Consider the following 21,325-nt stretch of genomic DNA (forward strand, 5'->3'; position numbering starts at 1 on the left):
ATTTGTCTGATACCCAGCGAGCTAATCCGCCATTGCCGCCGCAGCTGCGCGTGGCGTTTGCTTTGCTGCATCCTGCGCTTCCACCACGGCGACGGCGGAAATGTTGACGATCTCTTCAACTTCCGCGTCGAGTTGCAGGACGTGCACAGGCTTGCTCATGCCCATCAACAGCGGACCAATGGTTTCCGCTCCACCCAGGCGCGCCAGCAGCTTGTACGCAATGTTCCCAGACTGCAAATCGGGGAAAATAAGTACGTTTGCGCCGCCGCGTAGGGTTGAGAACGGATACGTCTGCTCGATGACTTCGGGCATCACCGCCGTGTCGGCCATCAGTTCGCCATCGATCATCAGCGTCGGATCGGCTTTTCGCACCAAACTCACCGCTCTCCGGACTTTGTCGCACAACGGATGCTTCGTGCTTCCAAAGTTCGAGAAGGCGAGCATTGCAACACGCGGTTCCACGTTGAAGCGCCGCGCCTGCTGCGCAGTGCACAGCGCAATCTCGGCCAGATCCTCGGCCGTGGGGTCGATGTTCACCGCAACATCGGCTAGGAAGAACATGTCTCCCCGGCGAGTGACCATCGCATACGTCGCAGATACCCTGTGGATACCTTCGCGCACACCGATCACATGAAGTGCCGGACGAATCGTGTCGGGATAGTGTTGCGTCACCCCGGAAACCAGGGCGTCTGCCCTTCCCTGTCGAACCATCATGGAGCCCCATACGTTGCGGTTCCCCATCATTTCCGTAGCCTCGGAAAGCGTTGTGCCCCGGCGTTGGCGTAGCGCATAGTATTCCTGTACGTAAGCCTCCCGGTCTTCAGACGCCAACGGGTCGATGATCTCGATTCCGTCCAACGTTACGCCGGCCCGTTCGGCCTTGCGCTGGATCTTCTTCTCGTTGCCAAGCAGGATCGGATGCGCGATTGCTTCCTCAACCAGGATTCGGCTTGCCCGCAGGATTTTCTCGTTCTCACCTTCTGGGAACACGACGCGCTTCACGTCGGTCTTCGCCTTGTTCACCATCATGCGCATCAACTCATGCGCTTTGCCAAGGCGATTCTCCAGCGTTTCCCGGTATTGAACCAGGTCAACAGGCTCTTGCGCGACGCCGGTCGCCATCGCAGCTTCGGCCACGGCTTGCGCAACATACACCAGCACCCTGGAATCGAACGGCTTCGGGATCAGGTAATCGGTGCCGAAGCGCAGGCGTTCGATTCCATACGCACGGCATACCGAGTCCGGTACATCTTCTCTTGCGAGCGCCGCCAATGCGCGAGTCGCCGCCAACTTCATCTCCTCGTTGATCGCCGTCGCACGAACGTCCAGCGCGCCCCGGAAGATGAACGGGAAACCCAGTACGTTGTTCACTTGGTTCGGATAATCGGAGCGTCCGGTCGCCATCACCACGTCGGGACGCGCGGCCTTCGCTTCTTCGAACGTGATTTCCGGATCGGGATTCGCCAGAGCAAAGATGATAGGCGTCTTGGCCATGGAGCGAACCATGTCCTGGTTAACCGCTCCCTTGACCGAGAGCCCAACGAAAACGTCGGCTCCGCACATCGCCTCTGCTAAAGTACGCAGCGGCGTGTCATTCGCCAGGCGCGTCTTGTAAACATTCATGTTCTCTGTGCGGCCCTTGAACACCACTCCCTTGGTGTCGCACATGATGATGTTTTCGCGTTTCGCGCCCAGCCGGATGTAGTGCTCCGCGCATGAGACACCCGCGGCTCCGGCACCGTTCAGCACGATACGCACCTTGTCCATCTGCTTGCCAACCAGTTCCACAGCATTCAGCAACGCTGCGCCGGAGATGATTGCCGTGCCGTGCTGATCATCGTGGAACACCGGAATATTCATCGTGGCTTTGAGCTTCTCTTCGATGTAGAAGCACTCGGGCGCCTTGATGTCTTCCAGGTTAATGCCGCCAAATGTCGGCTCCACCATCTGGCAGAACCGCACGATTTCCTCGGGATCGCTGGATTGCACTTCCAGATCGAATACGTCGATATCGGCGAAGCGCTTGAACAGAACGCCCTTGCCTTCCATAACTGGCTTGCCCGCCAGTGCACCAATGTTGCCGAGTCCGAGTACGGCCGAGCCATTGCTGACCACGGCAACCAGGTTGCCGCGTGCGGTGTACTTGTACGCGTCTTTAGGATTCTTCTCGATTTCCAGGCACGGAACCGCGACGCCAGGCGTATAGGCCAAGCTCAAGTCACGCTGCGTGCGGCAAGCTTTTGTTGGTGATACTTCGATCTTTCCCGGGCGATTCCCCATATGATAGTCGAGGGCGTCCTGCTTTTTTGTACTCATGATGGCTCCTCTAGCAATTTGAGTTCTTGGGTCCCGATAACCGCCTGGTCCGATGCCGGTAGCCACGCAACGGCATACCCATCCTGCTCTTTCCTATTTATATCTGAATGATAGGCGTCAATTTGTAGCCTACCGCACATTGAGGTGTGACAAGATGAAGGTGCTGCCGGCGATGTTGGCGAATGCCCGTGCGGCAAACAGCCCAAGCTCGAGCAGCACTTTCGCTCTGGGAATGTGAGCAGGTACGCTTTGCGCTGCAAGTACAACTGTATGTGAAATCGTTGGACACGCCGACTACGCGCAACCAGATCTCGTCTCCCGCGACGTTGACGGCGTGAGATTAACACTTGGATCCCGTGAGATTAACACTTTGACCCAAAGTGGAAGCATATAGCCAAGATCGTCACCATCTTCCCGGATCGCATGGAGCGATACTTCACAACGGAACTCTTCGAGCACTGCCGTGCAACTGACTGAAGTGAAGCTGTGTCGCACTAATTCAACGGTGCGTAACCGAAGCCTCGAAGCAAGTCGGCCATCAGTTTGTGCCCTGCATCGCTCGCGTGGAAACCATCAATCGAAATGAGCCCCTTCGATACCGGGTCATCGAGGCCCTGGGCACCGTTGAAAGCCAGGTAAACCTTCGCGCACCGAATCCCATTCTGTTGTGCAGAGCTTTCAATATGTACATTGACTGCATCCAGGTACGGCTTCGTTTGTCCTAGATTGCCTAGTACCATCTGTTCCGCGACGAATGGATTGTAGATATCCATGGTCCGCAGAATCGTTTTACCCGGTCGTGAAAGCGCGAGTAACTCGCTGATGATCCCGTTCCAGTTGATCCTGAAGTTTGCCACCGCACTCCGGAAACAATCCTGATTGTCCGAGCCCCCGCAGTTTCCTCTCAGGTAGAGCTTGTAGGAACTCAGAAGATCGTTCCCGCCGATGTCCCATGTAACGATATCGGCCGAAAATACTGCGGCGCGAAAGTCAGCGTCATTGCGCAAGGCATTCAGCAGATCGCCACTCTGCCAACCCGGTACACCCATGTTGCGAACTGTGACCGAAGCTCCTGTGTCGGCCTGCACGTATTGCGAATACCTTTGCACGTAGCCCTGCGACGCCGTAAATCCCGCAGCCAAAGAGTCCCCGAGCGCCACGTATTTCCATGCCGCGCCAGTGCTGCCGTCCCCGCCATCTCCGCAGCCAGCCAGATACAGCAACAGCATGAATGTCAGAACGCTTTTGAACCTGCGACAAAATGAAGCGCGCATGCTCCCCTTCAATGTTGCTGCGAAACCTATCTCGATCTCAGATGCTTAACGCCAGCGGAACGGAGCGACTGCCCATGATCACCGCATGCAGGCAGCTCTGGAGTCCAACCCACTCTCCTCCTTGGGCATCAGTTTCGTTGTAAAGGGTGTGATCACGCCTGGGGCCACTCTGATCACGGGCCGTTGCCCGAACAATCTCGCCGAGGTGGACAGAATGTTGAAGGGATTCAGGAAATTCATACTTCGAGGAAACGTGGTCGACCTCGCTGTCGCAGTAGTTCTTGAGCTGCGTTCGGCGCGGTAGTGGCTGCGTTGGTTAAGGATCTGCTAACGCCCCTGATCGCGGCGATCTTCGGCAAGCCAGATTTCTCGAACCTCTTCCTCGATCTCAATGGAAGCCGCATCATGTACGGCGACTTCCTCAACGCGGTGATTTCGTTCCTTCTCGTCGGAGCGGCGATCTATTTCTTTGTCGTGGTTCCAATGAACGCGTATCTGGAACGAGTGAGACGGGGCGAGGCTCCCGTCGATCCCACGACAACGAAATGCCCGGAATGTCTGAGCGAGATACCGCTCAAAGCGAGAAAATGCGCATTCTGTACTAGCTCAGTCGCACCCTAGGCACCGTACTCAGCTTCTCGTTGGCTGCGCAGAGATGTTCCGGTTCTGTAGCTCTCATGCCCTTACTTCGCCCGAAGCCTGCCATCGCGCACTAGCCCCGGCGCTTGTTATCAGCGTAGCCGTAATATGCGCCATCTTTCCCACTGCCCGTTTCATCAGAAGTGGATTCAGGTGGCGCAGGCTCACGCGCCACTGAAACGAGGGCAGCACAGTGAATGAACTGATTGAACAACTCAAATCGCGTGTAGGTATTGACAACGACAAGGCACAATCCGCGGTTCAAACAGTAATGGAGTTCCTGAAGCAAAGGCTTCCGGCGCCCATTGCCAGCCAATTGGATAGCGCTCTCTCCGGTGGCGGAGCGGAAGGAATCAAGGACAAGGTCGGAGGAATGCTGGGACGAAAGAGCGCATAACAAAAAACAAGGGCGAAAACTACTTTCGACTCCAAGGCCGTTTTCTGAAGCTTCAGTGAGAAGGCGAAGATTGGCTTGCAAAGGAAGGAACTCTCCACGCCAAAGCAAACGGGAGATGGAGATCGAAGAACCAGCAAATGAAAGATACACTGAACCAGCGGATGGGAAAGCGAAGGGACAAGTTACTGAAAAATGGTGGCCAGGGACGGACTTGAACCGCCGACGCCGGCCTTTTCAGGGCCGCGCTCTACCAACTGAGCTACCTGGCCACACTATGTTGCACCTTCGGAACGCGATGCAGGACGCATCATCGCGAGATCAGTGCCGTGCGGAACAACTGAATTATAGCAAGCGTTCGCGAATCTCTCAAAGCCGAACCTCGAACAATCTGCTTAAACGTACTTGCAGCTGTAACGCGCCCTGCCAGTGTTCCCGGCAGGAGCGTAAGGGAATGAATGACACGGACGCCTGTTCGCGATTGTGGTCGTAGTTCTGGGCGTCGTCGAGGCAACGCCCAGAAATGAATGGCTCGGGACCTACCTGCTAGCTCGCGCGCTCTGTTGTAGCCAGTTCGCCAGCTTCGGAGTCTGGCGATCCCTCATATCGATGCAGTAATTGATCTGCTCCTGCGATTGACGGAAGCCGCGCTCAGTACCGGGAATCGGGTGGTCGTCGTAGAACTTCTTAACGTCGTCGCGGATCGAGGCATCGCAGAAGTTCCCTGTGGAGCCGAACGTCTGGCCCGCTGCTCCAATGCTGCCGCTCGCCTTTTTCATTAAGCCGTCCCAGTTCTGCTTCACCCACTCCCATGCCATCGGACCGCCCCAGCGGCTGCCAACAATAGCTCCGACAATGCGTAGATCCTGGTTCCGCACCTCCGACGTCAGCGCAAACTCCAGCGTGCGCTTCAGCAGTGCCGGATCGCGGAAGCTCGAGAGTGCGTAGAAGAACGTGTAGTACACGTCGGGGGTGGAGGCGTTCTTGAGTTGCGCCCTGAGCTGCTCGTACAGAGTCGCATCGCCATGTGCCGCCGCGACGGAAACGAAGGCATCTGCGGTTGAAGGATCCACCGACGCCGGATCCTTGATGTATTGCTGCGTCAGCTCCCGCGATTTTGCGATGACCTCGGGATCTTCCCCAACGTTGCCCAACAACTCCAACGCTGTCGAACGAAGTTCCTTGGCCGAAACCGGTTCGCCTGATTTCGGCGTATAGCTCAGTTCCGCCAGGATCGGGCGCACATAAGAGCGCAACCACGCCTGGAACGCCGGCCTCGACTCGTCCGTAACCAGGTTGCGATTGATGTAGTTGATGCGTTGCGAAATCTCGTCCAGCACAGGCTTCAGGCGAACGTCCTTCATCGCGTCCACCAGGTTCATGTAGTCGCCAACGTCGTGCTGGCCGCTGCGTACCAGCGCCCACTCGTCGCCTACCAATGAAACCTGTTCTGCAGGCGCGAGCGCCTTTTCGATCCCGACTTCCAGATCCTTCAATGCCGACGGATCATACGAATATCGGTAGTAGCCCATGCCGCCAGAGTTCGGGAACACCATCGCGGCGCAGCCGTCCATGGTGAACGTCTGCGTCTTTTCCGCCAGCAGTTCGCACTTACTACCCAGCGTGTTGCCGTCCTGCCCAAGCGATTTCATGCACACCGGAATCTGCCAGAGTTGCTCACCGCCTTTTGCAAACAGCGCTGGGTCCACAAAAAAGCGTTTCTGCGACGCGGTCACTTGCGTCTTGTTTCCGTCGCATTTCGCCTTCAGTTCAACAAACGGCACGCCGGCTTGCACGACAAAGCTCGCCATGGCTTTGTCGATTGGTTTCTTGGAGGCCTGCGCCAGCGAGGTCCAGAAGTCCTCCGCCGTCGCGTTGCCATAGGCGTGCGCCTTCAGATAATTGTTGACGCCCGCCCGGAATGTCTCTTCGCCAAGGTAGCTCTCGAGCATCCGCAGCACCGCTGCCGTCTTTCCGTAGGCGATGCCGTCGAACAGCGCGTTGATTTCCCCGCGCGAGTCGGCATTCTTCCGTATCGGACGCGTGTTCACGACCGAGTCGCCCGTCATGGACGTGTTCGAGCCCTGCACCTCTTCCAGTTCGATGTGCCACTCAGGCTTCCAAGCCTTCAGCGGCTTCCGCGTCATCCAGGTGGCGAACCCCTCATTCAGCCAGATGTCGTTCCACCATTCCATCGTTACCAGATCGCCGAACCACTGATGCGCCACTTCGTGCGCGATGACGCTCGCCACACGCTGTTTGGTCGATTCCGAACTTGTCTTCTCGTCCACCAGCAACGCAGTCTCGCGATAGGTGATCGCTGCCGTGTTCTCCATCGCTCCGGCCTCGAAATCCGGCAGCGCAATCTGGTCCAGCTTTCCGAACGGGTACTTGATTCCGTAGTACTTGTTGAAATAGCTGACGACGGCCTTCGTCGCGTCCAGCGCGTACTTGCCCATCTGCTCTTTGCCGGGCACCGCACAGACGCGCAGAGGAATGCCGTCCACCTCATCCCCAAGGCACTTCCAATCGCCAACCAGCAGCGCCACGAGATACGTGGACATCTTTGGAGTTGTCGCGAACTTTATGGTGTGCTTGTTCGCCGCAGGCCCAGGCGTATCCGCCACGATCTTCCCATTCGAAATCGCCGTATCATCTTTATCCACGACCACAGAGATGTCGAAAGTCGCCTTCTGTGCCGGTTCGTCGAAGCTCGGGAACGCCCGTCGGGCATCGGTCGCCTCAAACTGGGTCACCGCATACTTCCGCTTTGCCGTCTGGCTCAGATAAAAACCGCGCAGCTTGTCGTTCAACTGCCCCGTGTACCGGATATTGATCTTCGCGTCGCCCGCTGTCAGCGGCTTGTCCACCGTGAGCGTCGCCATCTCGATCTTTTCGTCCAGCGACACCTTTGCCTGTTGCACCTGCTGGCCCTGCGAGACGCTCACATCGTCAAACGCGATCTCCGCCGCGTTCAGCGTGATGGCGTTAGTCGGTTTCAACACGCGGACTTCGATCGTCTCTTCCCCCTTGAATGTGTTGTCGCTGAAGTTTGGCGTGAAGGTCAGTTGGTAATGGCTCGGACTTGCCGTCTCTGGCAATCTCTGCGCAAAGCCCATGCAGGCCAGCGCGAAAGTCAGCGTCAGTAGTAGAAACGTCGCTCTCTTCATAGCAATAGCACCCTTGGATTCACGTAACAGAGATTTGGAGTCATCTAGCAGACACGAGGCTTCGGACATCAGCAGGTCAAGTTGCCGCTAACGCCCGGACCGTATTCGGATGCCCAACTGCGGAACGATGGATCAACAACTCGGCAACAATTCTTCCAGAAGCACACACCCACACTTTCCCCAATAGACGCACCGCACTGTCATACGTCATCCAAGGTTCGCAAGTTCCCGTGGTTTTTCTCATGCGCCTCTACAAGCGCACCCGGCCAACCCGCGGTGCCTCCTGTTGAAGCAGAGTAGCCGGAAGGACTTCCTAGCCCACCTTATAGATAGTTCCTGGCCCATCTTTAGATAAAGATGAATAAAGGCAAGATAAAGATAGATAAAGGCAGCCCGAGTGGCTGCCTTGTACCGTTCAAAGAAAGTTGTTTTTGGAATCACCAGCTACAAGTCCCACTCATCACCGTTCCCACGCAGTGGTTCGCACCAAACCAGTAGGCAATCTCGCGATAATCATCCAACTGGAAAATCGCGAGGTCCGCATCCTTTCCGGGTTCGATGGTTCCCTTCCGCTCGCCAAGTCCCAGCGCGTACGCGCCATTGATCGTTGCAGCCGACAGGGCCTCCGCCGGAGACATCTTCATCTGCGTACATGCGATGGACATCACCATCGGGATGCTCGCCGTCGGCGCGCTGCCCGGGTTGTAATCCGTCGCCAGCGCCACCGCAACGCCTGCTTCGATCAACTTCCGCGCCGGAGGATACGCCTTCGTTGCCAGAAAGTAATTCGCTCCCGGCACCAGTGTCGCAATTGAATCCGTTTTCGCCAGCGCTTTCATGTCTTCATCGCTCACAAAGTCCATGTGGTCCAGCGACGCCGGATTGAACCGCAGAAAGGGCTGGAGATTCGAATGCGTTAGTTGGCAAACGTGCGCCCGCACCTCCAGCCCATGCTCTCGCGCTGCTTCAAAGATGCGCTCCGACTGCGCGGCCGTGAACGCTCCGTTTTCGCAAAACACATCCACATACTTGGCGAGTTTCCGCCGCGCAATCTCCGGAATCATTTCCCGGCAGATCACGTCCACATACTTGTCGGGGTTTGCCTTGTACTCCGGCGGCGGAACATGTGCGCCCAGCAGCGTTGGAACCACCGTGCCCGGCCAATACCGCGCCGCGTCGCGTATCGCCACAAGCGACTTCAACTCCGACTCTGCGCTCAGCCCATAGCCCGACTTCGCCTCCACCGCGGTCGTCCCCATGGCCGACATCTCTTCAAAAACCGCCAGAGTGATCTCGGCCAACTCCTTCTGCGAAGCCTCCCTCACGCCACGGATGCTCGACCGAATTCCGCCTCCGGCCTCTGCGATCTCGGCGTAAGTTGCACCCGTGATCCGCTTCTCGAAATCCACCAGCCTCGGAGCCGCAAACACCGGATGCGTATGCGAATCCACAAATCCCGGCGTGACCACCTTGCCTCGACAATCCAGTTCCGCGACGCGCTTACGATTCTTCTTCAGCCACGGATCCCGCAGCAGTTCCTTAGAAGTCCCCACTGCGACGATCTCGCCACCGCTGATCAGCACCGCTCCATCTTCAACGACACCGATCTCGGCCAAGGCCTTGCCGCGACGCGGCCCGAAATACGCCGACAACTGCATCGTCACCAACTGCCCTATGCTGTGCAAAAGCAAAGGCGCAGCCACCGACTGCGCCTCAGAAGATTTCGTCACGGACCTTCCCCCAGTGTTCTTCAGTACAACAACCTACCCTGCGTCAAACTCGGACCGTCTCGTCCCACTCACAGCATCGGAATCTTCACGCCCTTTTCGCGTGCGAAGCTCTTCGCCTCGTCGTAGCCCGCGTCCACATGCCTCGCGACGCCGATTCCCGGATCGTTTGTCAGCACACGCTCGATACGCTTTGCCATCATGTCGGTGCCATCGGCCACCGTTACCTGGCCCGAATGTTGCGAGTATCCGATGCCCACTCCGCCGCCGTTGTGGATCGACACCCAGGTCGCGCCGCTCGCAGTGTTCAGCACCGCATTCAGCAGCGCCCAGTCGGCGACCGCATCCGAGCCGTCCTTCATGGCTTCCGTTTCGCGGAAGGGCGAAGCCACCGACCCGCAATCCAGATGGTCGCGCCCGATCACCACCGGCGCCTTGATCTTACCCTTCTTCACCAGGTCGTTAATCGCCAGTCCGAACTCCGCGCGCTCGCCATAGCCCAGCCAGCAGATGCGCGACGGCAGTCCCTGGAACTTGATCCTCTTCGCCGCCAGGTCAATCCAGCGCGTCAGCAGCGTGTTCTGCGGATACATCTGCTTGATCAGTTCATCCGTCGCGTGAATGTCGCTGGGCTCGCCACTCAATGCCGCCCAGCGAAATGGTCCGCGACCTTCACAGAACAACGGACGTATGTACGCCGGCACGAACCCTGGAAAGTCGTACGCGTTCTTCACTCCCTGCTGGAACGCAAACGTCCGAATATTGTTGCCGTAGTCAAACGTCACCGCGCCCATCTTCTGCAGACGCAGCATCCCTTCGACGTGCTTCGCCATCGCCGCCAGTGACTTCTCCTGATACTGCCTCGGATCGGTCTTCCGCAACTCAAGCGCCGCTTCAAGCGACATCCCGTTCGGCACATACCCATTGAGCGGATCGTGCGCCGACGTCTGGTCGGTAAGAATATCCGGCACGACGCCGCGATCCGCGAGTTCCGGAATCACGTCGGCACAATTGCCAACGAGCCCGACGGAAACATTCTCTTTCTTCCGCAGCGCGTTCTTCAGAATCCTCAACGCCTCGTCCACGGACGTCACCATGAAGTCGCAGTAGCCGGTCCTCAGACGCTTCTTGATACGCTCCGGGTCCACGTCGATGCCGAGAAACGCAGCGCCAGTCATCGTTGCTGCCAGCGGCTGGGCTCCACCCATGCCGCCCATGCCGCCGCTCACGATCAGCTTACCAGCTAGGTCGCCGCCAAAGTGCTTCGCTCCGGCCGCCGCAAACGTCTCAAATGTTCCCTGAATGATTCCCTGCGACCCTATGTAAATCCACGAGCCGGCCGTCATCTGCCCGTACATCATCAGGCCTGCGCGTTCCAGCTCGTTGAACTTCTCCCAGTTCGACCAATGTCCCACCAGGTTGGAGTTCGCGATCAGCACGCGCGGCGCATACTCATGCGTCTTGAAAACCGCCACCGGCTTGCCGGACTGCACCAGCAGTGTCTCGTCGTTATCCAAGCCCTTCAGCGACCGCACGATCGCGTCGTAACAGTCCCAGCTACGCGCTGCCCGCCCTGTTCCGCCATAAACGACCAGGTCCCGAGGACGCTCGGCCACCTCTTCGTCCAGATTGTTCATCAACATGCGCATGGCGGCTTCCTGCCCCCATCCTTTGCAGGAAAGCTCACTCCCTCGCGGGGCCTTTATTGGCTTATAAGTGCGTGCAGAAACATCAGCTTCAACCGGCATCGCAGCCTCACTCTAAATAGAAAAGATAAGAACCCAGAATCTTAGTGCCTCAAATGAAGTAGTGCAAACTTCGTAGCAGGTCCGGGAACTGCATGCTGGAACTTGGTTTGTCATCCCGAGGCAGCGGCAGAGCGCGCCGTCCGCTCTCTGCGCCCGCGCCAAACAAGAAGCCCGGCATCGCCGGGCTGGGCTCGCTGATAACTGCTCTATAGGACTCACCAACTGCTGTATGCCGTCCCATCCATCGACGTCTGCGTCGCGCCGCTGTGAACATCCGTGATCCCGGGCTGCTGCTGATCCACGGCCATCATCGTGTCTTCCATCACAATCTGCCAGGAGTCCGTCGCGTTGGTGAAGGGGTCCTTCGGTATCTCTTTCAGATATCCGCCCTGTACCAGATCTTCCAGCGCCTGGGGCGCCTTCTGCTTATCGAGCGTGTACTGATCGATGGAGCTGCGCAGCGTATAGAGATCCTGCCGCAATACCGCTTCGCGCGCCCTCGTGATCGACTGCTGGTACATAGGGATCGAGATCGACATCAGGATCAGAATGATCGAGATCACAATCATCAACTCGACCAACGTGAACCCGAACGCCGACTTCCTGCGCCTCGAATTATCTAAAGCTCTAGTCACCCAATCCCCTCGACTACAAACGCTCCACGAGGCTACACAAAAAACCCATCCACTGCCCGTTTATCTACCAGTCCGCGTACTTCGTCCCGTCCAGCGCAGTGCCTTGCGACTTTGTGAATACGTCGAAGACGTTTTGTCCGCCCCAGGACTGTGAATTCGGATCGTCCGCCATCGCTCGCAAACCCCAGTCCGTTCCACCCGTCATCGGATCAACCGGAATACGCCGCAAGAACCGGACCTTCTTTCCACCCACATCCACGCCGTTCACCAACGTATCCAGATCCGGGGGATAGCCTTCACTCCCCAGCTTCACCTGAAATGCGCCTCTGTCCGCCGCATCTTTATATCGGTCGATGGCGTCGCGCATTTCCCACAGCGCATTCCTGAGTTCGCGCTCTTTCTGACGCTTGATGGTCGTGCGTGCAAGCGGGACCGCCGCCCCTGTCAGGATCACCATGATGGTGATTGCCACGATCAACTCGATCAGGGTCACGCCCCGCTGACCACGAACTCTATTCGGATTCATCACGACTTTTCAATACCAGGTGCTCGCGTTGCAGCTCCGTCTAACGGATCGTGACCACAGCCTGCGACCCTGTCGCCGGCAGCGTCTGCATGGCAGAATCCCTCAACATCGCGCGATTGATGCTAAGTGTCGACTGTCCCGGCGCCTTTGCCTGGAAGGTCAGCGTGAATACCTGGCCATCGCCAGAGATGCCTCCGCTGCCCGGGGGGCGGGTCGCGGTTACCTGCACTGATCCCGCCGCCGCATCGTCGCGATGCACCAGGGCGACCGCTTGCCCATCACGTCCAAGGAAGCTGCCGTTCGATATGTTCAACAATTGCAGCGTCTTCGGGTCATATGCGATCTGCAACGGCACCGAGTGGACGTTCTGCGCGCCGCTCACGACTACACTCACCGCGAACGTCTGCCCCGCCGCCTGGTTCACCGTTGGCGGATCGAAGCTCACAAGCGCTCCTTGAGTTCCTGCGCTCGCAGCTGGCGACACCATCTGTGCTCGAGACTGGGCCATCGCAGCGCCTGCTCCTGCCCCCTCGGTGCCTTGCGCGCCTTGCTGCGGCTGCGCGCTTGCTGCGGTACTCCGCGGCTGCACAGGTTGGCTCATGGGTGCCGGCGGCTGTTGCATCGACTGTGGTACCGGCGCTGGGACAGCCGGAGCGGGCGGTCTGCGAGTTTCGCGTCGCATGTCGATAGCATTCGCCGTACCTACATCCAGCGTGCGCGTGTTCAGATCCGTAACATCCTGCGAACGCACGATGTGCGGCACCAGCACGAATACGATCTCGTTGTCGGCCTTTTCAACCTGCTCACGGCCAAACAGATACTTCAGCACAGGAATCTGGGACAGCCACGGCATACCGCTCATTGCCTTGACGTCGCTCGATTCCATGATGCCGCCCAGCAGGTTCACTTCGCCTTCCTTCAGGCGAATGTCGTGCTCGATCCTTCTCTGCCCGATAACGGGTTGGTCGATGCCGCCTATATTCGCCGTTCGCGTTACGGCAGAAATCTCCAGCATCACCTTCAGGCTCACTTCACGTCCGGCATGGACGCGAGGTGTCACGTCGATGTTCACGCCCACGTCGATGTACTGGAATTGCGTATTGACCAGCGGGTTAATACCTACGCCGCCGATGCCGGGTTGGAACGACCCGGTGGCGACCGGGACGCGATCGCCGATCTTCAGGCTTGCCTTCTGTCCATCAAGAGCGCGGATTTGCGGATTCTGTATGACTTTCGTCGTGCCGTCGTTCAGCAGGAAACTCGCCGTCACCGAAGGAATGTTCACCACGAAATCGCGGGCGTCCAGGTTGGCAAGCTTGTTCAACGTCAGCGGGCTCGTTGTTGTGGTTGGAGTGCCCGTCGTCGGCGTCGTTGTCGTTGTTCCGCCCTGCAGCGCAATGCTCGGCGAGTTCGTCGTCGAGAATGGCGGCGTGATTCCCAGTTGCCGCAGGCGATCCTTTCTCACCTGCATCACCGCTACTTCAACCACAACTTCAGGCCGCGCCTTGTCGATGTCGCCAATCAGCTTTTCCGCCAGCGCGATCTGGTCCGGCGTTCCGCGCACGACAATGGCGCCCTGAGTGGGCAACTGCTGCACGCGGCTGATCTCGAGAATCTGCCGGAGCGTATTCGTCACGTCCTGGATTTCCGTCGGCGTGGACAAATTCGTAAGATAAAAAGTCCGTATAACGCTCTGTTCCAGTTCCTTGCGTTTCGCCGTGGTATCGGCTGCGACGAAAATCGTGTTCGGCGTCACCGGGCGCCAGAAAGTCTTCGATTCCAGCGCCGTGATCTCCAGCGCCTGGTTCAATGTCACGCCATTCAACTCGATTTTGATTCTGCGCGACGTGTAGTCCGGATCGAACAGCACGTTCACGCCGGCAAGTTTGCCGATGGTGTCGTAGATAACCTTCGTGTCCTCGCTCAACTTCAGCGTGATCGGCGCTTCCGAAATCGGAGCCAACTCTACGGGGCCAGCCGCACCGGAAAAGCGCCGATTCTCCGCCTGGGGCGCAGGCTCTTGCGCTTTTCGGCGCTCCTCTTCAATCATCTGCTGCGTGCGCTTCATTTCCTGTTGCGCAATGAAGCTGGATGAGTCGATCCCCAGCGCTGCCCGGAATTCGATCAACGCCTCTTCCAGCCTGCCTGCATCTCGCAGCAGTTGCCCTTTATGTACGTGCGATGCCGACGCAAGGAACTTCGTGCGCTCGTACGACACGCGATACTTCAGGTCCTTCGGCTTCAGATCGAATGCCTGTTTGTAGTAGTCGTAAGCGAGTTCGTAGTTCTGGTGCGCCTCGGCGTCTCGTGCTTTTTCGAACAGAGATTTAGCCTTATCGGCAGCAGCGGGAAGAGTTGCAACTAGCGCTATCAGCAGCACCACCGCAACGCGGTATACGCGTGTCATCGCACTCCTTTTGTCAACTTATAGCGAATATGCAAGGCTCCCACTACGCTGCCTGCGGGGATAGAGGCTCCCCCGGGCCAAAAGTGACCGCGATTATAGCATCCGGCAGCAACGCAACCCCATTCCCCATCATCAACATAAGTTCCTAAGACTGTCATTTTATCTGCGCGTGGAAATGTCACACAAATCCGTGGGTACACAGCGGCGTTGCGCGTAGCCCGGGCCCCACTTCCTGGCGCGAAAGCAGAGCAGGGCTTCACCTCCGGCAAGCCTTACACCAGCATTGAGTAACGTGTAACTCTGTCACGTGTTAGCATTTTGTCTTCGCTATGGCTCGCTCGATAACGCATCAGACCAGTCCGGAAAAACCCAAGAACGTCCGCCGCGACCCGGTCGCCAGTGGCGAGCGCGATGCAACAGTCAATCGCGTCGCCTCCCACAACTACTTTCTATCAGACAAGTTTGAAGCCGGCATCGTCCTCTCCGGCACCGAGGTCAAGTCCGTTCGCAGCGGACTCGCCAACCTGAAAGACGCGTACGGGTTGGTCAAGAACAACGAGTTGTTCCTTATTAATGCACACATCGGTCCCTATCAGCATGGCAACATCTTTAACCATGAACCCCTGCGCACCCGGAAGTTGCTGGTAAAAAAGAACGAGATTCACAAGCTCACCGGCAAAACCCAGCAAAAAGGCCTGACGCTCATTCCAACCCGCATGTACTTCAAAAGTGGACGTGTCAAAGTGGAATTGGCACTCGCGAAGGGCAAACAAAACTGGGACAAGCGAGAGACCGAACGCCGCCGTACCGCCGACAAGGAAGCCAGGGAAGCCGTCGCTCGCAGCCGCAAGAGTTAACGCACCTAGAAAGGCACTTTCCGCATGAAAACTATCCTTTCTCATACACCCCCTTCGCAGCTTGAAACCGAAGTCCTTGTGGTTGCCGTGCTCGACACCGGTGACAAGGAAAACTCCGTCCCCGAACTCCAGTGCTCCGATGCGAACGTCCGCAAGAGCGCCGAAGATCTCATCGGCGCCAAGGAAGTCACCGGCAAGCTCTTTGAGACCGTCATGCTCCATCGCCCGCAGGGACTCAAGGCCAAGCGCATCCTGTTCGTTGGTGGTGGCAAGTCGAAGAACTTCTCCTCCTACGAACTCCGCAAATTGGCGGGAACCGCCGTACGTTTTCTGAAGCCGAAAGGCATCAAGTCTTTTGCCTTCGTCGCGCCTGAATCGTGGGACGGTGTCGCCGACCCCACGGCGCAGAGCACGCTCGCCTTCGAACGCGGCGGACTGACGGACGCGGTCCGCTCCATCACCGAAGGTGCTTTCGTCGGCAACTTCGATCCCGACTATTACAAGTCTGACCGCAAGGATCAGACGCTTGACGAACTCACCGTAGTTGCCCCGGCAAATAGTGACAAGAAAGCTCTCGAAGCCGCACTCGAAGAGGGCCGCATCATCGGCGAATCGCAAAACTTCACCCGCGATCTCGTCAACGAACCTGGCAATCGCATGACGCCAACCATCCTGGCCGACCGTGCGCAGAAGATGTGTCAGGAAGTCGGGTTGAAGTGCGAAGTCTACGGTCCCGCCAAGCTGCACGAATTGAAGATGGGCGCCTTCTGGAGTGTCTCCCAGGGTTCGGAACAAGAACCGCGCCTCATCGTGATGCGTTACGAACCGGCTAACGCGCCCGCTGAGCCAACCCTCGGCCTTGTCGGCAAGGGCATCACGTTTGACTCAGGCGGGATCAGCATCAAGCCCTCCGATGGCATGGAGAAGATGAAGTACGACATGGCCGGCGGCGCGGCGATGATCGGCACCATGCGCGCCATAGCGCTGCTCAAGCCCGATGTGCGCGTTATCTCGGTTGTCTGCGCCAGTGAGAACATGCCGAGCGGCAAGGCGCAGAAACCCGGCGACATCCAGATTGCCATGAACGGCAAGTCCATCGAGATCATCAACACCGACGCCGAAGGCCGGCTCGTTCTTGCCGACGGGCTGCACTACGCACGTCAACTAGGCGCCACCCACCTCGTCGACGCCGCAACGCTCACCGGCGCTTGTGTCGTCGCACTCGGACATGTCAATGCAGGAATTTTCTGCAATGACGAGTCGTACTTCATTCAGTTCGCAAATGCTCTCAAGCGCTCCGGCGAAAAGATGTGGCGACTCCCTGTGGATGCCGAATACGGCGAGATGATCAAATCTCACATTGCCGATATCGTCAACAGCGGCGGACGCTGGGGAGGAGCGGTAACGGCAGCCATGTTCCTCAAGGAGTTCGTTGAGGACACTCCGTGGATCCACCTGGACATCGCGGGAACTGCCTGGGTAGAAGACAGCAAGAGCTGGATTGCCAAAGGACCAAGCGGCTTTGCCGTCCGTTCCCTGGTAGAGTTTACCCGCCAGTTTGCCAGCAATGGTGGGAATCCCCCCGGCTCGGGCTTTACCGGCGGCACGCAGGAGAAAACTCGCAAGGGAACCAAAGCTGCCCAGGACCACGCGGATTCCGGCGCGGGCCTGTAACGCAAACTCTCGACCACGTTCTCGGCCAAGACAAAGGCCGCCCTCTCGAACGGGCGGCCTTTATCTTGTGTGGAGTTCAAGTTACAGTCACTCTCTCACTTCGCCTAAAACGGACCAGAGATGCACTCGCTATGGCGAACGTTATGGCGGCTTCGGTTTTTGCAGCTACGTTGACTTGACGAGGGTGAGAGCCCCCGTAGCCCCCGTGGGTAAGGTCGAGTTTGGCTGGGAAATTAGCGCTCTGATGCAACCATGCACATCGCTTTCGCCTCTTTGTTGAAGGCGAGTGCGGGCGGGTCCAATTAACCTAACCATCGCCGTTTTGGAGCCCGTGAGCTAGATGGCGACCTCGCAAGTTGTGAAAAGCACGTATAGAGTGGCGACCATGCCAGCAACAAATCTCGTAACTCTCATCCAGAGTTGATGGACTCTGAAATTCTTACGGCAGCCATTGCGCAACGTTTATCACTTAGTTATCATTTCTCCCCCGTGTTTACTCTGGAGTATTAGAAAATCATGTCTCAGTCTCACGACTTCGACCTTCCTGCTCAATCCGCCGATGGCCAGAATATTGCGGCCAGCGGGACGATTCGCATTCTCATATCCGATGCGAACGTAATGGGATGTGAGCTCCTTACGAACGCCTTGAAGCGGTACAGGAATTTCCAAATCGTGGGATGCTCCACCAGCATTCGGGACACCCGCGAACAGATCTCCAGCTCGGTTCCCGAGGTTGCAATTGTCAACCTCCATCTCCAGGACGGTCCATTCAGCGGATTTCATTTCCTTCGCGAACTCGGCCCGGACAAGCGCACAAGAGTCGTGATGATGATAGACGCCTCCAACCGTGAACTTGTTGTTGACGCGTTCCGCGGCGGCGCGCGTGGCGTATTTCGCCGTTCCGAGTCCGTTCAGTCTCTGTGCCGCTGCATCAACGCCGTTGCTCGAGGACAAGTGTGGGCCAATAGCACGGAGCTTCAGTTCTTGCTGGAAGCACTCGAGTCGGCAATGCCTTTGCGCTGCGTGGATGCCAAAGGTAATGCGCTCCTTACCCAACGCGAGCAGCAGATTGTTCCTTTGATTGCTGATGGTCTCACCAACCGCGAGATCGCACAAAAGCTCAATCTCAGCGAACACACAGTCAAGAATTACCTCTTCCGAATCTACGAGAAGCTTGGTATCTCAAGCCGGGTCGAACTTATCCTGTACGCCGTTACTCAGCATGAAACTGCTGCTTGATTACGAGGGCGTCCACTCGTCACATATCAAATAAAACCGCCGCGCGATTGAACTCGCGCGGCGTTCACTTTCTCTTAATCTCTTGTTGTTGCTCTTGTTTTTGTTGTTGGTTTTCTTGACGTCTGATGTCTAGCGTCTGCCGTCCGCTATTTCTCTCGACCCACTACGTAATCCGGTGCCCACAGCAGTGCGCGTTTAAAAGTTGAGTCATCGAATCCAGCCATATCCTGCCGGGCTGCCTCGGCGAATTCCGCCGCGCGCGTGCTAGCCCTTTGCAGAGAGCCATGACGAGTCAGGATTTCCAGGATGTCTGCGTGCATCACGCCGTTGAAGGCGCGCTCGACCAGCACGGTCTCAATCTTCTTCCGCTCTGAGGGTGTGCAGCGCTCCAGCGCGTCGATGACTGCCATCGTAGCTTTGCCTTCACGCAAATCGCTCGCCACCGGTTTGCCCAGCACCTCTTCGGACGCCGTCAGGTCGAGCACGTCGTCAACGATCTGGAATGCCATGCCGACATTGCGTCCGTAGGAGCCCAGCCGTTCAATCTGTTCTTCGGTGCCGCCCCCCAGCAAGCCGCCCAGTTGCATGCACGTTGAAAACAAACACGCCGTCTTCCGATAGATCAGGTCGAAGTGTTCCTCCAGCGTGATTGGTTTGCCCAGTTTTTCAATCTGCAGCAACTCGCCTTCTACCATCTGCTGCGTAAGATCGATCAGCAGGTCGAGGATGCGGAAGTTGCGCGCGTCGATCGCAACCTTGAACGCCTGCATGTAAAGCCAGTCGCCCGCCAGCACGCACTTCGAGTTACCCCACTGCGTATTCGCCGCCGGACGCCCGCGACGCGTCTGCGCCTCGTCGATGATGTCGTCGTGTACCAGCGTGGCCGTGTGGATGATCTCCACCACCGCGCCCAGCTTGATTGCGCCATCGCCCGCATAGTTCATTAGTTTTGCTGAGAGCAGCAACAGGGTAGGCCGGAGGCGCTTTCCGCCGCCGCCGCGCAAGTATTCGCCGATCTCAGTAATCGCGCGCGCGCGCGAAACGGTGTCGCGTCCGAACTCGCGCTCGATTGCTGCAAGATCGTCGCGCAGCAAATCAAAAACTTCCTTCGCATTCGCTGTTGCTGGACTGTTCAATCGTGAGCCCTTATGGGTTTGGAAACGCTTTGTGTATCCCTGTGCGTACGACGATGCTACGGCCCGAAACTGCATGGCCGTCAGTTCGACCGATAGTTTGTGAACTGCATATCGACGCCGAAATCTTTCTGCTTCAGCAAGGCCATAATCTCCTGCAGCGTATCGCGGTCTTTGCCGCTCACCCGCACGAAGTCGCCCTGGATCGACGCCTGCACCTTCTTCTTCGAGTCCTTGATCGCCTTTACGATGTCCTTGGCCTTTTCCGTCGGGATGCCTTGTTGCATCGTCACTCGCTGGCGAACCGTGCTGCCCGCCGCCGATTCAATCTTTCCGTAATCCAGCGCCTTCAACGGGACACCGCGCTTCACCAGTTTCGATTGCAACACCTCGTTTACCGCCTTCAGCTTGTAATCGTCGGCCGAAGTCAGTATGAGCGCTTCCTTGCCTTCCATCTCGATGTTCGAGTGCGAATCCTTCAGATCGTACCGCTGATGGACTTCTTTCAGGGCCTGCTGGATGGCGTTTGAAACCTCCTGCAGATCCACCTTGCTCACGATGTCAAATGAATTATCGGCAGCCATTTGCGTTCCGTTCCTGTCCAAAACAAATCTACCAGACCCTACACCCTCAAGCACTATCCGTACATGTTGTCGTGCCTGCGTCTCTCCGGCTTTTCTATCCTTCGGCCGTGCAGCGCGTCGATTTTCTGAACAGAGTGCCGAAACGTGAATGTCTTTTCTCAGACTCCGAAAAACTTGTAAAAGTTTGCCGACGACTGCCGCCCCACTTCTTCGGCACTCGTCCCGCGCAGCTCGCCTATAAAGCGCGCAGTCTCCGTCACAAATGCGGGTTCATTGCGCTTGCCTCGATGCGGCACCGGCGCCAGGTACGGCGAGTCCGTCTCGATCAGAAAGCTCTCAGCCGGAACTTCGCGCGCCGCCGCCTGTATGTTCAGCGCCTTGGGATAAGTCACGTTCCCCGCAAAAGAAATCAAGAAGCCTAGGTCCAGCGCCGCGCGGACGTGCTTCAACTCTCCCGTAAAGCAGTGCAGCACGCCACCCAATCCCGTTGCAGCCCATTCCTCGCGCAACATGCGCAGGCAATCATCCCACGCATCTTCGCCCCGTTTCGATGGACGGCAATGGATAATGATGGGCTTCTTCGCAACCTTGGCCATCTGCATCTGCTCCCGGAAGACCGCCTGCTGCACATCTCTGGGAGAGTGGTCGTACCAGTAATCCAGCCCGATTTCGCCCCACGCGATCACTTTCGGCAAATGCGCCACGCGCTCCAGTTCGTCATAAGCCGCTTTGTCCGCCAGTCGCGCCTCATGTGGATGGATGCCGGTTGTCGCCCAAATCCAATCGTGCTTCGCAGCGTAATTCGCAGCGCAGTCGAGAGTGCCCGGTCCGTCGCCGTTGCCGATCGCCAGCAGCGCCTCCACACCCGCTGCCTGCGCGCGCGTCAGCACCTCGCCGCGATCCTGCTCAAACTGCTTGCCTTCGATATGTGCGTGCGAATCGATATACATAGCAGCAGTCGTCAGTGACAAGACGTTATTTCCCGAGCGAACCACAGCGAAA

General features: G+C 57.6%; 15 protein-coding genes, 1 tRNA gene and 1 pseudogene. 5 read left to right on the forward strand and 12 right to left on the reverse strand.

Features of this window, described 5'->3' with window-relative positions; all coding sequences use genetic code 11:
* Positions 1-21: 21 nt before the first annotated feature.
* Both VN622_01120 and VN622_01125 read right to left on the reverse strand, forming a co-directional pair.
* Positions 22-2,316, reverse strand: a complete 2,295-nt coding sequence (locus tag VN622_01120) for an NADP-dependent malic enzyme (GenBank protein HWR34454.1) — start codon at positions 2,314-2,316, stop codon at positions 22-24.
* A gap of 494 nt (positions 2,317-2,810) precedes the next feature.
* Entirely contained in the window at positions 2,811-3,590 is a 780-nt protein-coding gene (locus VN622_01125; protein HWR34455.1) for an SGNH/GDSL hydrolase family protein, read from the reverse strand.
* 214 nt (positions 3,591-3,804) lie between these two features.
* Here VN622_01125 and mscL point away from each other — a divergent pair.
* Positions 3,805-4,211: pseudogene (gene mscL, locus VN622_01130) on the forward strand (large conductance mechanosensitive channel protein MscL).
* A gap of 211 nt (positions 4,212-4,422) precedes the next feature.
* Entirely contained in the window at positions 4,423-4,626 is a 204-nt protein-coding gene (locus VN622_01135) for a hypothetical protein (protein ID HWR34456.1), read from the forward strand.
* Positions 4,627-4,819: 193 nt separating this feature from the next.
* Here the strand turns inward: VN622_01135 and VN622_01140 are convergent.
* The 7 genes from VN622_01140 to VN622_01170 form a co-directional block, all read right to left on the reverse strand.
* Positions 4,820-4,895 (reverse strand) — tRNA-Phe (locus tag VN622_01140).
* A gap of 267 nt (positions 4,896-5,162) precedes the next feature.
* Entirely contained in the window at positions 5,163-7,793 is a 2,631-nt protein-coding gene (locus tag VN622_01145) for a M1 family metallopeptidase (protein HWR34457.1), read from the reverse strand.
* 437 nt (positions 7,794-8,230) lie between these two features.
* Positions 8,231-9,523: an imidazolonepropionase gene (gene hutI / locus VN622_01150; protein HWR34458.1), complete on the reverse strand. Its 1,293-nt coding sequence runs from the start codon at positions 9,521-9,523 to the stop codon at positions 8,231-8,233.
* Between the two features lie 68 nt (positions 9,524-9,591).
* Positions 9,592-11,268 (reverse strand): urocanate hydratase, encoded by a 1,677-nt coding sequence (hutU, locus tag VN622_01155; protein ID HWR34459.1) that lies wholly within the window; start codon positions 11,266-11,268, stop codon positions 9,592-9,594.
* Positions 11,269-11,483: 215 nt separating this feature from the next.
* Positions 11,484-11,903: a prepilin-type N-terminal cleavage/methylation domain-containing protein gene (locus VN622_01160; protein ID HWR34460.1), complete on the reverse strand. Its 420-nt coding sequence runs from the start codon at positions 11,901-11,903 to the stop codon at positions 11,484-11,486.
* 64 nt (positions 11,904-11,967) lie between these two features.
* Complete coding sequence (locus tag VN622_01165) at positions 11,968-12,429, reverse strand: type II secretion system protein (protein ID HWR34461.1); 462 nt, start codon at positions 12,427-12,429, stop codon at positions 11,968-11,970.
* A gap of 40 nt (positions 12,430-12,469) precedes the next feature.
* Entirely contained in the window at positions 12,470-14,836 is a 2,367-nt protein-coding gene (locus VN622_01170; protein HWR34462.1) for a cohesin domain-containing protein, read from the reverse strand.
* A 329-nt stretch (positions 14,837-15,165) separates the two neighbouring features.
* On the opposite strand from VN622_01170, the gene smpB reads away from it, so the two are divergent.
* The 3 genes from smpB (at position 15,166) to VN622_01185 (ending at position 18,606) form a co-directional block, all read left to right on the forward strand.
* On the forward strand, positions 15,166-15,693 hold the full coding sequence (gene smpB / locus VN622_01175) for an SsrA-binding protein SmpB (protein HWR34463.1): 528 nt from the start codon (positions 15,166-15,168) through the stop codon (positions 15,691-15,693).
* Positions 15,694-15,717: 24 nt separating this feature from the next.
* On the forward strand, positions 15,718-17,367 hold the full coding sequence (locus VN622_01180) for a leucyl aminopeptidase (GenBank protein HWR34464.1): 1,650 nt from the start codon (positions 15,718-15,720) through the stop codon (positions 17,365-17,367).
* Positions 17,368-17,883: 516 nt separating this feature from the next.
* Entirely contained in the window at positions 17,884-18,606 is a 723-nt protein-coding gene (locus tag VN622_01185; protein HWR34465.1) for a response regulator transcription factor, read from the forward strand.
* Positions 18,607-18,752: 146 nt separating this feature from the next.
* Here VN622_01185 and VN622_01190 read toward each other — a convergent pair whose 3' ends face one another.
* From VN622_01190 to VN622_01200, 3 genes are all read right to left on the reverse strand, one after another.
* The gene (locus VN622_01190) at positions 18,753-19,742 is read right to left on the reverse strand and encodes a polyprenyl synthetase family protein (protein ID HWR34466.1); all 990 of its coding nucleotides are present in this window, start codon (positions 19,740-19,742) and stop codon (positions 18,753-18,755) included.
* 80 nt (positions 19,743-19,822) lie between these two features.
* On the reverse strand, positions 19,823-20,323 hold the full coding sequence (locus tag VN622_01195; protein HWR34467.1) for a YajQ family cyclic di-GMP-binding protein: 501 nt from the start codon (positions 20,321-20,323) through the stop codon (positions 19,823-19,825).
* A 158-nt stretch (positions 20,324-20,481) separates the two neighbouring features.
* Positions 20,482-21,294: a TatD family hydrolase gene (locus VN622_01200; GenBank protein ID HWR34468.1), complete on the reverse strand. Its 813-nt coding sequence runs from the start codon at positions 21,292-21,294 to the stop codon at positions 20,482-20,484.
* Positions 21,295-21,325: the final 31 nt, after the last annotated feature.

Source organism: Clostridia bacterium (genome assembly GCA_035561135.1).
Taxonomy (GTDB): domain Bacteria; phylum Acidobacteriota; class Terriglobia; order Terriglobales; family Acidobacteriaceae; genus DATMYA01.

Coding starts and splice junctions, on each gene's coding strand:
- VN622_01120 (HWR34454.1), bottom strand. CDS start 2,316: ATGAGTACAAAAAAGCAGGACGCCCTCGACTATCATATGGGGAATCGC.
- VN622_01125 (HWR34455.1), bottom strand. CDS start 3,590: ATGCGCGCTTCATTTTGTCGCAGGTTCAAAAGCGTTCTGACATTCATG.
- VN622_01145 (HWR34457.1), bottom strand. CDS start 7,793: ATGAAGAGAGCGACGTTTCTACTACTGACGCTGACTTTCGCGCTGGCC.
- hutU (HWR34459.1), bottom strand. CDS start 11,268: ATGCCGGTTGAAGCTGATGTTTCTGCACGCACTTATAAGCCAATAAAG.
- VN622_01165 (HWR34461.1), bottom strand. CDS start 12,429: ATGAATCCGAATAGAGTTCGTGGTCAGCGGGGCGTGACCCTGATCGAG.
- VN622_01170 (HWR34462.1), bottom strand. CDS start 14,836: ATGACACGCGTATACCGCGTTGCGGTGGTGCTGCTGATAGCGCTAGTT.
- smpB (HWR34463.1), top strand. CDS start 15,166: ATGGCTCGCTCGATAACGCATCAGACCAGTCCGGAAAAACCCAAGAAC.
- VN622_01180 (HWR34464.1), top strand. CDS start 15,718: ATGAAAACTATCCTTTCTCATACACCCCCTTCGCAGCTTGAAACCGAA.
- VN622_01185 (HWR34465.1), top strand. CDS start 17,884: ATGTCTCAGTCTCACGACTTCGACCTTCCTGCTCAATCCGCCGATGGC.
- VN622_01195 (HWR34467.1), bottom strand. CDS start 20,323: ATGGCTGCCGATAATTCATTTGACATCGTGAGCAAGGTGGATCTGCAG.